This is a genomic window from Heyndrickxia sp. FSL W8-0423 (assembly GCF_038009395.1).
Classification (GTDB): domain Bacteria; phylum Bacillota; class Bacilli; order Bacillales; family Bacillaceae_C; genus Heyndrickxia; species Heyndrickxia sporothermodurans.
On record NZ_JBBPBE010000001.1, the window covers coordinates 3,704,093 to 3,718,783 of the forward strand.

General features: G+C 35.1%; 13 protein-coding genes. 3 read left to right on the forward strand and 10 right to left on the reverse strand.

What is annotated here, in order from left to right; all coding sequences use genetic code 11:
• Positions 1-12 precede the first annotated feature (12 nt).
• Entirely contained in the window at positions 13-1,095 is a 1,083-nt protein-coding gene (locus MKY81_RS18945) for a bifunctional 3-deoxy-7-phosphoheptulonate synthase/chorismate mutase (protein ID WP_108070286.1), read from the reverse strand.
• Between the two features lie 274 nt (positions 1,096-1,369).
• Here MKY81_RS18945 and MKY81_RS18950 point away from each other — a divergent pair, with 274 nt between their 5' ends.
• Positions 1,370-3,526 (forward strand): cell division protein FtsA, encoded by a 2,157-nt coding sequence (locus MKY81_RS18950; protein ID WP_341118543.1) that lies wholly within the window; start codon positions 1,370-1,372, stop codon positions 3,524-3,526.
• A gap of 33 nt (positions 3,527-3,559) precedes the next feature.
• On the opposite strand, the gene MKY81_RS18955 is transcribed toward MKY81_RS18950, so the two are convergent.
• From MKY81_RS18955 to MKY81_RS18970, 4 genes are all read right to left on the reverse strand, one after another.
• The gene (locus MKY81_RS18955) at positions 3,560-3,949 is read right to left on the reverse strand and encodes a YtxH domain-containing protein (RefSeq protein ID WP_066226833.1); all 390 of its coding nucleotides are present in this window, start codon (positions 3,947-3,949) and stop codon (positions 3,560-3,562) included.
• Between the two features lie 22 nt (positions 3,950-3,971).
• Positions 3,972-4,463, reverse strand: coding sequence for a DUF948 domain-containing protein (locus MKY81_RS18960; protein WP_066226831.1), 492 nt, complete (start codon positions 4,461-4,463; stop codon positions 3,972-3,974).
• A gap of 224 nt (positions 4,464-4,687) precedes the next feature.
• Positions 4,688-5,992 carry a UDP-N-acetylmuramate--L-alanine ligase gene (gene murC, locus MKY81_RS18965; RefSeq protein ID WP_066226828.1) on the reverse strand — a complete coding sequence of 435 codons (1,305 nt, stop codon included), beginning with the start codon at positions 5,990-5,992 and terminating at the stop codon, positions 4,688-4,690.
• A 263-nt stretch (positions 5,993-6,255) separates the two neighbouring features.
• On the reverse strand, positions 6,256-8,595 hold the full coding sequence (locus MKY81_RS18970; protein ID WP_445663934.1) for a DNA translocase FtsK: 2,340 nt from the start codon (positions 8,593-8,595) through the stop codon (positions 6,256-6,258).
• A gap of 229 nt (positions 8,596-8,824) precedes the next feature.
• Between MKY81_RS18970 and MKY81_RS18975 the strand changes: the two genes are divergently transcribed.
• The gene (locus MKY81_RS18975) at positions 8,825-9,382 is read left to right on the forward strand and encodes a YhcN/YlaJ family sporulation lipoprotein (RefSeq protein ID WP_108070280.1); all 558 of its coding nucleotides are present in this window, start codon (positions 8,825-8,827) and stop codon (positions 9,380-9,382) included.
• Between the two features lie 39 nt (positions 9,383-9,421).
• Here the strand turns inward: MKY81_RS18975 and MKY81_RS18980 are convergent, their stop codons facing one another.
• The 5 genes from MKY81_RS18980 to MKY81_RS19000 form a co-directional block, all read right to left on the reverse strand.
• Positions 9,422-10,216 (reverse strand): DUF1444 domain-containing protein, encoded by a 795-nt coding sequence (locus MKY81_RS18980; protein ID WP_066227459.1) that lies wholly within the window; start codon positions 10,214-10,216, stop codon positions 9,422-9,424.
• Positions 10,217-10,296: 80 nt separating this feature from the next.
• Positions 10,297-10,608: a thioredoxin family protein gene (locus MKY81_RS18985; protein WP_066226824.1), complete on the reverse strand. Its 312-nt coding sequence runs from the start codon at positions 10,606-10,608 to the stop codon at positions 10,297-10,299.
• A 33-nt stretch (positions 10,609-10,641) separates the two neighbouring features.
• Complete coding sequence (locus MKY81_RS18990; RefSeq protein WP_066226821.1) at positions 10,642-11,157, reverse strand: DUF84 family protein; 516 nt, start codon at positions 11,155-11,157, stop codon at positions 10,642-10,644.
• 41 nt (positions 11,158-11,198) lie between these two features.
• Positions 11,199-12,269: a M42 family metallopeptidase gene (locus tag MKY81_RS18995; protein WP_341118548.1), complete on the reverse strand. Its 1,071-nt coding sequence runs from the start codon at positions 12,267-12,269 to the stop codon at positions 11,199-11,201.
• A 63-nt stretch (positions 12,270-12,332) separates the two neighbouring features.
• Positions 12,333-14,216, reverse strand: a complete 1,884-nt coding sequence (locus MKY81_RS19000) for an LTA synthase family protein (RefSeq protein WP_341118550.1) — start codon at positions 14,214-14,216, stop codon at positions 12,333-12,335.
• A gap of 116 nt (positions 14,217-14,332) precedes the next feature.
• Between MKY81_RS19000 and MKY81_RS19005 the strand changes: the two genes are divergently transcribed.
• Positions 14,333-14,647 carry a PepSY domain-containing protein gene (locus MKY81_RS19005; protein WP_341118552.1) on the forward strand — a complete coding sequence of 105 codons (315 nt, stop codon included), beginning with the start codon at positions 14,333-14,335 and terminating at the stop codon, positions 14,645-14,647.
• The last annotated feature ends 44 nt before the right edge of the window (positions 14,648-14,691 follow it).

Below are 14,691 nucleotides of genomic sequence, written 5' to 3' on the forward strand. Positions count from 1 at the left end.
CCTTCTAAAAAATTAGAAGACTTTTGCCGCACCGCGTGATGCTTGTAATTGTTTATAAAATTGGTCAAATTGATTTAGGTCCATTTGTTGTGCAGCGTCGGAAAGTGCTACAGCTGGATCTGGATGGACTTCAGCCATAACCCCATCAGCACCAATTGCTAAAGCAGCTTTAGCAGCTGGTAATAATAAATCTCTTCTTCCTGTTGAATGTGTCACATCAACAAATATCGGTAAATGTGTTTCTTGTTTTAAAATCGGTACTGCCGTAATATCTAATGTATTTCGAGTGGCTCTTTCATATGTTCGAATTCCACGTTCACAAAGAATAATTTGACCGTTTCCCTGCGACATAATATATTCAGCTGCATTGATAAATTCATCAATGGTCGCAGCGATGCCCCGCTTTAATAATATCGGTTTCTTTACCGCACCCGCCGCTTTTAGTAATTCGAAGTTCTGCATATTACGAGCGCCAATTTGAATAACATCTAAATAATCGACCGCTTTTTCGATGTCTTCCGGTGAGACGATTTCACTAATCACTGCTAGGCCAAATTCATCAGCAATCTGTTTAAGAATTTTTAACCCCTCAAAACCTAATCCTTGAAAATCATATGGTGAAGTACGCGGCTTAAATGCTCCACCTCTTAATAGCGTTAGTCCCTTTTCTTTTACAGACTGTGCTACCTGTGCAACTTGTTCATATGACTCGACTGCACATGGTCCAAATACAAAATGAGGATTTCCATCACCAATCGTTGCACCCTTAATATTTATGATCGTATCTTCAGGTTTCTTTTTCCGAGAAACAAGAAGTGCTTTTTGATGGTCATCTTGTTGAAGGTCGAGACTCGCTTTAAAAATTTCTTTAAAAATATGTTCTACCGTAGAGTTTTCGAATGGTCCATGATTATTTTCCTTAATCAAGTTGAGCATCGATCTTTCACGAACTGGATCAAAGCGATTTACGCCTCCAGTTTCTTTTACTCGTCCAATTTTCTGCACTAATTCAGCTCTTTGGTTAATTAACTCTAAAAGCTGTAAATTCAAATCCTCAATCTGTTTACGTAATTGATCTAGCTCCTGATTTCCCATTCCTTTCATCCTCTCTCATATAAATAGCATCTCTTACTGAACACTTTCAAGCTCAAGTTGTTAACATACTAATGAAATGACAAAGTAAGTTTAATTTTATTCACCTTTATGATACATTTTAAAAAGGATTATGTCATATCACCAAAGAGTTTAAAATATTTATTAGGCATAATTATAATTCATTGCATTCAAAATGTCACTATAATAACTTTAATAATTAAACGCTTTTAAGTAATAAAGTATTTTATGAAATATATTAAAGAAGGTGTATCATTTGCAAGATAAAAAGAAGATATTTGCATTGGACATTGGTACACGATCTGTCGTTGGAATTATTCTAGAAGAAGCAGATCAACACTATTATGTTGCTGATGTATTAGTGAAGGAACATTCAGAAAGAGCAATGCTTGATGGACAAATTCATGATGTTGTTTCTGTTTCAAATATTATTAAAGAAGTAAAAGAAAATTTAGAAGAACATCATGGGCCATTAAGCAAAGTATGCGTCGCAGCTGCAGGGCGTGCGCTTAAAACTGAAAAGGCGGAGGTTTCCATTTCTATAAAAGGAAAGCCGATGATGACAAAACAAGATATTTTGCATCTAGAACTAAGTGCTGTTCAAAAAGCACAGTCACAAGCAGCAGAAAAGTATTCTTCCCAACAAAGTCAATTTTACTATTGTGTTGGTTATTCGGTTTTTCAATATCGTTTAGACGGAGAGGAGATTGGGAACCTTATCGATCAGCAAGGGGACGAAGCGGCGGTTGAAATTATTGCTACATTCCTCCCGAGAGTCGTAGTAGAATCATTGATTGCAGCGTTACAAAGAGCCGACTTAGAAATGGATGCATTAACACTCGAACCAATTGCGGCGATTAATGTTTTAGTTCCTACATCCATGAGAAGGCTGAATGTTGCACTTGTAGATATTGGTGCAGGAACATCTGATATTGCAATAACAGATTTTGGCACAGTTATTGCCTATGGAATGGTGCCGATTGCCGGGGATGAAATTACGGAGGCGATTAGTGATCAATTTTTGCTAGACTTCCCTGATGCAGAAAAAACCAAACGGCAATTAATCGACAATGATTTGATTCGAATAAATGATATTCTAGGATTCGAATCAGAAATAACGAAAGAAAAGATGATTGAGCAAATATCACCTGCAATTGACAAACTAGCAAAGGCGATATCCGATGAAATTTTATTACTCAATAACGGGAAAGCACCAAAAGCAGTTATGCTCGTCGGAGGTGGAAGTCAAACTCCGGAAATTTGTAGTAGAATTTCAAACCATTTGCAATTACCTATGAATAGGGTCGCCATCAGAGGGACAGATGCCATTCAAAGTCTGACAATCGCAACGGATATTCCGAAAGGTCCGGAATTTATTACTCCAATCGGCATTGCAATTGCGGCTCAAGCCTCACCCGTCCACTACGTAACTGCATATGTAAACGAACAACCAGTTAGATTATTTGAGGTAAGAGAATTAACAATTGGGGATTGTATATTAGGTTCAGGAATTAAACTTAACTCAATCCACGGAAAGCCTGGTATGGGAATTGTCGTTACACTTAATGGGCGGCAGATTACGATTCCGGGTGACCATGGGGAACCACCTATTATTATGAAAAATGGGGAACTATCCACACTAGATACATTCATAAATAATGGGGATCAAATTAACATTATCAAAGGGAAAGATGGACTGCCTCCGCATGTAAAAATTAAAGATCTCCTTGATGAGATTCCAAGTAAACAAGTATATATTAACGAAAAGCCTGTAACCATTTCTACAGTGATTAAAAAAAATGGAGACATCGTTTCATTTGAGGAAATCCTTGCTGATGGGGATTCAATTGAATTATTCTTTCCGACTAATATAGAAGAATTACTTCATACATTAAACATGATTGATATACTACATGAATTAAAACCATTCCGCCTGAAAGTTAATGGCAAAGAAACATTTTTTCCGTTCCAATCAGCTAAAATCACCATTAATTCTGAGGATGCTAAGTTATCCAGTCTATTTCATCATATGGATCGTATCACTATCGAAAGAAGACATCCTCTAACGGTAAAAGATTTTGCCAAACTTAAAAATTTGCAATTAGAAAACTATATTCATGTTTATTTTAATGGTGAGAAAGTAAAAATAAGTAAGCCGTTAACCGAAATTATTAGATCGGGTCAACCATTGTCATCGGATGAATATATTCTTTATGGGGATGAAATTGAGTTAAAGTTTTATAAAATAGAACCATTTATTTTTCAAGATATTTTTCGATATGTTGATATAAGTATGCCTCACAATAGCAACGGAAAATTTGAACTTTTAAATAATAAAGAATCTGTCACTTTTTATGATACCATTTCTGAAGGTGATCAGTTGGAAATTATTTGGCCTTCTGTATATTATTAAATAAAAACCCGGAGGTTATGAACCTCCGAGTTTTTAAATGAATTCTTCATCATAACTTTCGTCTTTTTCTTCCTTTTCTTCGTTTTCAACTTTATTTTGCAGCTTTTCAGCTTTATCCTTTACTGTTCCTACGAGTTGACTTCCTTTATCAACAGCTAAATCTTTTAGTTGAATCGTTTTTTCTTTTGTTGCTGCTGCTAAGTCATTTCCTTTTTGGGTTACAGCAATGCGTAAATGGTCTGTCTTTCCTTTTATCGTTTCGACCTGATCTGCTAGATCATTGCGTAATTCCTTACCTGATTTAGGAGCTAAAAGTAAAGCAGTTAAAGCACCAACGGCTCCGCCAATGATTGCACCGATTATAAAATCTTTTGATTTCCCTTCGTATTGTTCTTCTAATTGTTTCACTTCATTATTCGCCATGTTACATTCCTCCTCAGAAATTTTAGCCTCTCGCTCTTCTGACTTCACGTAATTGGGGTTCATTTTCATTGTTATTAGTAATTGATTGCTTGATTAGCTTCTTTTCTCTTTTCTCAGACCACTTGTCCTTAATTTCTTTAAATACATTGCTCCACTGGATTACTTGTGTAATTTTATCTTGGTTCTTTTCTACTTGATGTGTCACATTATTAGTTACTCTTCTGATGGATTCATTAAGCGATTTAATCGTCGTACCAACATCTTGGACAGCGTAGACAACTGTGTTGAGCTTTTCGGATTTTTGTTGAATGTCTTCAGCCAGTGCATTTGTTTTATGCAACAACATCGTTGTTTCACCGGTGATTCCTTGCATTTGGCCTTCAATGCCTTCCATCGTTTTTGATACTTGATTTAATGTTTCCTTTACTGAATTTAAAGTTTTCGAAACACTAATTACTAGGACTAGAAAGGCAATAGCAATTAATGCAACGCTTAAATACAGAATAATAATCATTAAACAATACCCCTCCTTTTTTAAACAATACCCAAATGAAAAAAATACAAACCAAATTATGTACGCTTACATCATTTTTCTACTTTATTTTCTCATATTCCATCATTTTCGCCAAATGTTTTTATGTGATTAAACTATAGCCCGTTCCTTTCCGCTGCAGGAGCTTGCTTTCCGCAGGGAGGAGCCTAATAAAAAAAACAGGCTCCGTTACGAAGCCTGTTTTTTTAGTTGGTTTCTAGAAGTACTTCATATGCCCGTTGATATTTTTGGATATCGCCGGCACCCATAAAGATAATAACACTATCTTTAAGTTGAAGAAGTGGTGACATATCTTCCTCTTGAAGAATTTGTGCTCCGCTAATTTTGTCTTTTAAATCATTGACTGTCAACTGTCCATGGATTTCTCTAGCTGAACCAAATATTTCACATAGAAAAACACGATCAGCTTCACTAAGACTTTGAGCAAATTCCATTAAAAATGTCTGTGTTCTTGTAAATGTATGCGGCTGGAACACAGCAATGATTTCTTTATCCGGATACTTTTGTCTTGCAGAATCAATCGTCGCTTTAATTTCAGTTGGATGATGTGCGTAATCATCAATTATAATTTGCGACCCCACTTGTTTTTCAGTAAATCTACGTTTTACACCTTGGAATGTTTTTAAGTATTCTTTCGTTGTTTCAGTATTAATTTCTTCATAATGACATAGTGCAATTACGGATAATGCATTTAACACATTATGGTTTCCAAAGGTTGGTATTTCAAAACTTGCATAGAAATTATTACGGACAAAAACATCAAATTTCGTACCGAATGTCGTCTTTTCGATATTTGTTGCTTGAAAGTCATTTTCCTCTTGGAACCCGTAGAAAAGTACTGGTACTTTTGCTTGAATCTTTTGTAGTTGCTCATCATCCCCATATGCAAAAATGCCTTTTTTTACATGCATGGCCATCTCTTGAAAAGCAGAAAAGACATCATCAATATTTGCAAAATAGTCCGGATGATCAAAATCAATATTTGTCATTATCGCATAGTCAGGATAGTACGATAAAAAGTGGCGCCTGTACTCACATGCTTCGAAGACAAAATATTGTGCGTCCTTTTCACCATGTCCTGTACCGTCCCCGATTAAATACGATGTCGGTTTAGATCCTGAAATTACATGGGAAAGCAACCCAGTAGTAGATGTTTTTCCATGGGCACCTGCAATAGCAATACTTGTGAACTTTTGCATAAATTCCCCTAAAAATTTATGGTATCTAATGACTGGAATTCCCATTTTCATTGCTTCATCAATTTCTTCATGAGTATCACTAAAGGCATTTCCTGCAATAACAGTTAGTCCCTGATTAATGTTTTCACGGCTAAACGGCAATATTTTAATTCCCGATTCTTCCAAACCTTTTTGAGTAAAAAAATACTTTTCAACGTCTGATCCTTGCACTTCATAACCCATATCGTGTAGTATTTGCGCCAATGCACTCATACCGGATCCTTTAATACCTACGAAATGGTACACATTCATAATAGAACCTCCAACAATGTCTATATGTAAAAACAGTATATGATATATGTATATCATTTGCTAAGAAAAACTAAATAGTGTATTCCTAGCCGAAAATAGTTTATGTGAACATTTTTTTAAATAAATTGTTCATATTCCAATATTATATCACTTTTTATATTTCATGCCTATGATATGTATAACATCTTTATTACAGTATCACTTTTTCATAAAAGATAAAATAAATCTAAAAAGCAGAGCAATAGCTCCGCCCTTTAAAACTGTTAATAACTAGAAGGTGCTTCATGTAGCGCTTCTAAGTCTGTTCTAGAAATTAAGACATCCCTCGGTTTGCTTCCTTTCGCTTCTGAAATAATCCCTTGTTGTTCCATCATTTCAATTAATCGAGCCGCTCGATTATATCCGATTCGAAAATTTCTTTGCAGTAATGAAGTGGAAGCACCGCCTTGATCAACGACAAATTCACAAGCTTCGAAAAATATTTCATCTTCCTCATCCTCTATTTGTGCCTTTTTCAGCAATTCTTCTTGTTCAAATAGATAATTCGGTTTTTCCTCTTGTCGTACATGATGAACAACCCGATCGATCTCTTCATCCGACACAAATGTCCCTTGAAGTCTTACTGGTTTTGAAGAACCATTTTCCAAAAACAGCATATCCCCTCTTCCAAGAAGTTTTTCAGCCCCACTAATATCAATAATCGTTCGTGAATCAACTTGTGAAGATACGGAGAAAGCAATTCTCGTTGGCACATTTGCTTTTATCAAGCCGGTTATAACGTCTACAGATGGTCTTTGCGTAGCGATAATTAAATGAATTCCACATGCGCGTGCTTTTTGAGCAATACGGCAAATTGCTTCTTCGACGTCTGCCGGAGACATCATCATTAAATCTGCCAACTCATCAATGACGATAACTATATAAGGAAGTTTATCATTGAATTGTCGATGAGCTTCAGCTAATTCATTAAAGCGTTGAATATCTCTAACCCCTGTATGGGCAAATAACTCATACCGTCGTTCCATTTCCTCAACGGCCCATTTCAATGCTGCTGTTGCCGCTTTAACGTTAGTTATAACAGGACTAACTAAATGAGGAATATGATTATATGGTGCAAGCTCCACCATTTTTGGGTCAATTAGTAATAGTTTTAACTCATTCGGTGTTGCTTTATATAATAAACTAACAAGTATCGAGTTAATGCAAACACTTTTTCCTGAACCTGTAGCCCCGGCAATTAAACCATGCGGCATTTTTCTTAAATCAGTAATGATTGGGTTACCGGAAATATCAAGCCCTAGTGCCGCAGTTAACGGAGATTTACTTTCTTTAAAAACGGAATTTAGAATGATTTCACTAATCATAACAGGTCTGCTATTCATATTAGGAATTTCAATTCCGACCGTATGTTTTCCCGGTATCGGTGCTTCAATCCTTATATCTTTGGCAGCAAGGCTTAGTTTTAGATCATCACTCAAATTCGTTATTTTATTTACTTTAACACCCTTTTCAGGTTGGATCTCAAATCTTGTAACCGAAGGACCTTGACTAACATTTACCACTTTTGCTCTTACATTAAAATTTAATAATGTTTCATTTAAAATATCGCTCTGTTTGTTAACCCACTCACCATCTATATCGGATTTTACAGGCGGCAGTAATAATTGATAGGAAGGAAAAACAAATGATTCGTTTATTTCATGATTATCGATTGTTTCCTGTTTTATTTCCTTTTTCGAATCAACCTCTTTTCGATTTTTTTCCTCCCATTTTTGTCGGTCCTGTTTTAACATTAAGACGTTGAAAGGAATATGTGATCTAGAAGTTGTTTCCGTTTCTTCATTTATTTTCGTCTCCGGTTGTTCAACTTCTTCATCAACCGCACTTTCATCCTCTATTTCGAGTTTTTCTTGATCTTCTATTTCAATTGTTTCTTCTTCATTTAAAAATTCGTGATCGTCATCTTGAACAAGCTCATTTTGACACTCTTCAATTATGAAGTTATTAACAAAAAATTCCTCTTTGATTTCTTGGATTCCAACTTCTTCTTTCTCTTTTGGAATTAATGGTTCTGATCTTTTTTCCTGGATGATTACCGTATTTTTTTCGGAAGGAATATTTCCCCCTAAATCACCTTCATTTAAGGAATTGTTACTTGTTAGACTTGTTAATTCAAATTCAAAATCATTCCCTTTCTCTTCTTTTTTAGGCGGTCGTTTAAATCCATATACAGGAGAAGGGATTTCTGTCGGTTTAAATGGCCGTTTATTGGTTGGTTCTATTTTCTTTGTAATAACTGGTTTAACCGGTTGAACTGGTTTTTCAATCACTGTTTTTTTCAATGGTCGTTCTGTGTTTTTAGGCTGAATGATCGAATGTTGCTTTTGGGAACGCTCCTGGACCTTCTTTGAATTAACCCGTACCTCATCAGGAATAGCCGGAAAACGAAATTTTCCTTTTGGATATTCATATTTCATCCGCGTTTCAATATTTCTATATGTATCATTTCGATTAGAATTTACTTTTTTTTGAACGATATTCACGTCTTCATCATCTTCTACTTCTACAGTAAAAAGATTTACTAATTTTTTTATCCAGCTCACTATTAAATCACTCTTTCATTAATAAAAAATAAATTAGGGTGCAATTCTCTAATTACAAAGCGTATTTAAAAGAACTGCTTCTTTCATTATACAAGTAAAATATTTTTTTTCGAGGATTTTTAGATGATATTTACATTACGAATTGGACAAATATCCTTAATTTAGTCAGCATAAAATTTCTCGCGCATGGAAAATTAGTAATGACTTTAAAAAAAAGGAGGAGTCAAACTTGAAAATAGCAAAAACGATAATTTGTGTAGGTGTTGTTTCAGGGTTATTAATGGGATGTGGTACAAATAATGATAACAATGGAACGAAACGAAACAATGTGAGCCCTGTCCGCTATAACAATGACGATCGTAACGTTAACCCTCGTAATGTTAACTATAACAATGATTTAACTGATAATAACAATACGAATGATATCGTAAACGACAACGATAATGTCAACAATAAAATGAGAGTTGCCGATGAAGCTGCTGACAGGGTTGCAAAATTAAAAGAAGTGGATCGTGCAAATGTTATCGTAACTGATAATAATGCATATGTAGCAGTTATGTTAACCGATCGCTCACGTAATGAATTATCAAAAACAGTCGAAAATAAAATTGCTAAAGAAGTTCGAAAAGCCGACAAAGATATCGATAATGTCTATGTTTCGGTTAACCCGGATTTCTACGATAGAATGACTGACTACGGAAATGAACTCCGTAATGGCCATCCTATTAGTGGACTGTTCGATCAATTCAACCAAACAGTTCAAAGAATATTCCCTAATGCTAGATAAATAATTATTAAAAGGTCAGCTTTCATGGAAGCTGACCTTTTATTGTTTTCTATTTTTCCCCATAATAAAAATCGGTTCAAATTGACCATCCTCATAGATGAATGAAAGGGCTGTTATCGGAACATGACCATTAGTAAAAAAGCTCATTGTCATTTGTGCCAGGACATCGTAGCCTGTTTCATTTTGAATATCTCCGATGATAAGTACATCTTGATGTGGAACAGAGACTGTCATATCGCCCGTTATTCTTAGAGACATCTCCTTTAAAAATTTATCATTTAATATTCTACTTGCATCATATCCATCATTCGTATTTAAAAAATAAAATTTATTTCCCGCAACAGTATCTTCTTTTGTTTCCGTTGAAAGAGAGCGAAGATTGAATCGAGCCATTTGCTTAATTTCTTCTTTATCCCATTGTTCCTTTTCCAGCATCACTTCATCAATTAAACGATATGTACTCCCTAAATCGAGTGCATAGAAAATGCGTGTTTCCGCCGTATGATTCTCTGTAAAAAATGGAATTCCATCTGAAGATTCGATTGGAAAAGAAGTGGATCGGATCACTGGGAATATTAGATTTTCCTTGCCACTCATTGATTGTTGTACACCCATAACATCCAGTGCTTCTTCAACATAATAAACTACCTCATCGATTGCTGATTCTTTCTTTTCGTGCCATTTAGAGACGATATTAGGTAATGAGACATTTATTCCCTTACCTGTTTCCACATTTTCTATTCTAAGTGTTTCTTTATCACGATCATATTTCAAGCTTCTTTTTTCGGATCGGAGTCTATTTTCCAGTTCCCGTTTCATTTTCATTGTATCCATTTTCATTTGGTTCCCCGCCTTTTGTTGGATTGCCTGTAACTATATTACATGAAAAAAACCTCCATCACAAAGATGAAGGATTATAGCCCTTTTATAAAGTTTTCAATTTCTTCTTTTGTTTTTCGATCCTTACTTACAAACCTCCCAAGTTCCTTCCCATCTGCGAAGGCAACAAAGCTTGGTATGCCAAAAATCCCAAGATCGGCACATAAATCAATAAATTGGTCTCGGTCAACATAAATAAAGGTAAATTCCTTAAACTTATCCTCTATTTCCGGTAAAACTGGTTCAATCACACGACAATCAGGACACCAATCTGCCGAAAACATAAAAATATGTTTCCCATTGCTTTTTAATTGTTGAAATTCTTCAATCGAGGTTAATTTATTCACATGTATCATCCTTTCCACTGACAATAACTTAACTTAAATCTTTCCGTATTCATATTGACCAATTAATATTTTCATAACGTGCAAAAACATTTCATCTCTTGTAACATTTCCGTTTGTAAAAATGCCAATAGCTCCTTCTTTTTTTCGAACATTTTTCTTTTGTGAAAAGTCATCCATGACCGGCCCTAACTCTTCTCCGTTTCGCAGCCTTACCGCAATCTCTTCAGGCAATAGAAACCGTGCACCTCCACCAATAATCGGTGGCTGGCCTTTTTCTATAAGAGCTCCCCAATTACAAACACATAAGCCAAATGGAGTTTCAGTCACTCCACCCTCAAGTCCAATGCCAATTTGTACATCTAATCCTTTTAAACAATTCTCCGCTCTGTTTATAGCACCTTTAATTGTTTCTTCATCTGAGAAAGGCTGTTCACTAACATCTGATGGTACTTTAAGTGGGATAACTGATACGTTTATTTCTCTTAGCTTAAATCCTGTTTCTACTGCTTTTATCTTCGCAGGGTTAGTAGATCCTACTGCAATTTTCATGTTTCAATCCCCTTTTTAACGAAAGGGAGGCCATCGCCCCCCTATTTTGCAAGAATAGTATTAACTGTCGATTGGTCACATGTTTTAATTAATTTTACTAATAATGCCTTCGCTGCTGCATAATCATCAACATGAATGATTGAAGCATGGGTATGAATGTATCTCGAACAAATACCAACTACTGCACTAGGGATGCCTTCATTGGATGTATGTACTCGTCCTGCATCCGTTCCGCCTTGGGAAACGAAATATTGATAAGGGATATTATTGCTTTCTGCTGTATCTAAAATCAATTCACGCATTCCTTTATGTGTGATCATTGATTTATCCATAATGCGCAGCAATGCCCCTTTTCCTAGTTGGCCAAACTCATTTTTGTCCCCTGACATGTCATTTGCCGGGCTTGCATCTAAAGCAAAGAATAAATCAGGTTTAATCATATTCGCAGATGCTTGTGCACCGCGCAAACCAACTTCTTCTTGTACATTGGCGCCTGAATAGAGGATGCTTGGAATATCTTCACCCTGCAGTTCTTTTAACAATTCAATTGAAAGTCCACAGCCATAGCGATTATCCCAAGCTTTAGCCAAAATTTTCTTATCGTTAGCCATTGGTGTAAATGGACAAATAGGAACAATTTGCTGGCCGGGTTTAACGCCAATACGCTTTACATCTTCACGATTATCAGCACCAATATCAATTAACATATTTTTTATATCCATTGGTTTATTTCGTTGATTATCACTTAATAAATGCGGTGGAATGGATCCAATTACACCAATAACAGGTCCATTATCTGTGATAATTTCAACTCTTTGTGCCAAAAGAACTTGACTCCACCATCCGCCTAATGTTTGAAAGCGAATCATTCCATTTTCTGTTACCGATGTTACCATGAATCCTACTTCATCCATATGTCCAGCTACCATAATAGTCGGACCATCCGTTTTTCCGCGTTTAACACCAAAGATGCCTCCAAGACGATCTTGGACTACTTCATCAGCATATTTTTCTAATTCGGATCTCATAAAGTTTCTGACTGCATGCTCGTTTCCCGGTGCACCAGGTAATTCGGTCAATGTTCTAAATAATTCTAGTGTTTCGCGTTCCATCTGCATTCCCCTTAAAAATTATTTTTTTCACGCTTTTATTTTACAGAACTTTCATACGCCTTTCTAGTTTTCTGATTGTTCGTCTTTTTTATTATACTTTCTATCTTCATCTTTAAAACGCAATAAGTCTCCGAAGATGACATTGTCCGATAGGTTTAGTTCATTTTGAACACGGTCAAAATAAGGTGTGCATTTGTTCATTTTTACTTTTTTGCCTGATCTTTTGTTAAAGCATGTATTTTCAGTATATGTGTATTTATTCGTTACAAACGTTCCATCACGAAAGATTACAAAATCCTTTTCCTTGTTAGAAATTAAGCTTTGACCGAAATCAATGACATTTTTCTGCGGCCTGACACCTAATATATCTAAAATCGTTTGTCTAATATCTGTTTGACCGCCAATCGACTTAATTTCTTGTGCTTTTTGTCCTGGAATATGAATAATCAATGGAACTTTTTGAAGCTCTACTTGCTCATTGGGTGTAATTTCTTTTCCAAGAACAGGTTCTAATTGTTTGTGATAACTCTTCGAAATCCCGTAGTGATCTCCGTATAAGACAATAACCGATTGATCATAAAGACCACTTTTTTTAAGCCCATTTATAAAAGTTTTGATCGCTTCATCTTCATACCTAACTGTCCGAAAATAGCGATGAACTAAATCAGGGTTTTCTTCCTCGTCATTCAAATATTGATCTTCTTCGTTTAACAAAAATGGAAAATGATTTGTTAACGTCAAAAACTTTGCATAAAAAGGCTGAGGCAACTTTTCTAATAATGGAATGGACTGTTTAAAAAATGGGATATCTTTTAGACCATAGTTAACGCTGTTCTCCTCATTTACATGATATGAAGTTTTAGAAAAGAACTTATTATATCCAAGTGAGTGATACATATTTTCACGGTTCCAAAATGTTTCATCATTACTATGAAAAACGGCACTATAATAGCCCTTCTCTTTCAAAATCTGTGGTAATGAATAAAACTCATTGCGCGGTCGTCTTACAAACACAGATCCCCCCGATAAAGGATATAAACCGTTATCAATCATAAACTCAGCATCAGACGTTTTTCCTTGCGCAGTTTGATGATAGACATTCGGAAAATATAAGCTATCTTTAATTAACGAATTTAAAAACGGTGTAATCTCTTCACCATTTATTTTCCGATTAATTACAAATTGCTGAGTAGATTCCAATGAAATGACAATAATATTTTTCCCTTTACCACTGCCGCTTAATGGAGAGTGACTATTTTCATGATTATTCCGACTCTTTAAATAGTTCTTTACTTCTTTTATATCAGCACTATCTGCAAGCGCTCGCTGAACAAACATTTTTGAATTAAAGATGATATCATATATATGGTAATTATAGCTTCCAAGCGTTTTTACTAATGCTTCTCGATCATATGACTTTTTCAAAATACGGGGGTTTTCAATAATCCCGCTAACAATGACTACAGTTATTAAAACGAAGCTTGTACCGACAATTTGTAGTTTTCTTCTTTTTAATAAAGGTAAACCGATATCCGTTCTTTTCACTAATAACCAAATTAATATGACAACATCTACAAAAAGAAGGGGATCTGTCCAATTGATTAGTTCTAATGTACTTTGGCTCAAACCTCCTACATTTTGAAATTGGAATAATACAGGAACAGTGATAAAATCTATGTAAAAACGATAATACAAAATATTTCCATATAAAACACCGGTTAAGAGTATATATATTACAAAAATTGCTGTTTTCCTCATTTTCTTTGCAAAAAACAGACCGATACTAAGAAATAGCGCAATTGAACCGATAGGATTTATCAATAATATCAATGTATCTAAAACTGTGCCCGTTCTTAAATCAAATTCAAAAAAGTAAATAATGAGGGTTTTAATCCATAATAATAGTACAGCTAATAAGTATAAGGAAAAACCATTTAATTTTTTCATTCAATCCATCCTTTCCTTTCTCCATTGTAAGAAAAAAAGGTAGCTTTTTACAAGATAAATAAATTTTTTTCACTAATGAATATGGTAAACTAAATAAAAATGGGAGGGTATTGCTTATGAAGTGGAAATCATTTGTTACGGGAATTGCTGTTGGTGCAGTAAGTGGATATTTAGTTAATGAGGCAGTAAAGAGTAAAACCTATATTTCAAGTGATGCGGTTTTATCGAAAGTGAAAAAGGCTTTTAAAGAAGAGACGACCGTTGAAGGATCTTGGATTCAAATTATGAAGGAAGATTATGAGAAATTTCCTATTAAAACGAAAATTTATCGTGGCGGCGTTACTTGCCGGATTGGGAACGAAAGAAAGCAATACGAATTCATTGCTGATGCTTATACTGGGACGGTTGTAGATGTTTATCCATTATCATAGTCTATCAGCTGGAAAAAGGCTCCTTCGAAAGGAACCCTTTTTCC

Coding starts and splice junctions, on each gene's coding strand:
- MKY81_RS19005 (WP_341118552.1), top strand. CDS start 14,333: ATGAAGTGGAAATCATTTGTTACGGGAATTGCTGTTGGTGCAGTAAGT.
- MKY81_RS18960 (WP_066226831.1), bottom strand. CDS start 4,463: ATGATTATTATTCTGTATTTAAGCGTTGCATTAATTGCTATTGCCTTT.
- MKY81_RS18990 (WP_066226821.1), bottom strand. CDS start 11,157: ATGAAAATTGCAGTAGGATCTACTAACCCTGCGAAGATAAAAGCAGTA.
- murC (WP_066226828.1), bottom strand. CDS start 5,992: ATGAATGTGTACCATTTCGTAGGTATTAAAGGATCCGGTATGAGTGCA.
- MKY81_RS18955 (WP_066226833.1), bottom strand. CDS start 3,949: ATGGCGAATAATGAAGTGAAACAATTAGAAGAACAATACGAAGGGAAA.
- MKY81_RS18995 (WP_341118548.1), bottom strand. CDS start 12,269: ATGGAACGCGAAACACTAGAATTATTTAGAACATTGACCGAATTACCT.
- MKY81_RS19000 (WP_341118550.1), bottom strand. CDS start 14,216: ATGAAAAAATTAAATGGTTTTTCCTTATACTTATTAGCTGTACTATTA.
- MKY81_RS18980 (WP_066227459.1), bottom strand. CDS start 10,216: ATGGATACAATGAAAATGAAACGGGAACTGGAAAATAGACTCCGATCC.
- MKY81_RS18945 (WP_108070286.1), bottom strand. CDS start 1,095: ATGGGAAATCAGGAGCTAGATCAATTACGTAAACAGATTGAGGATTTG.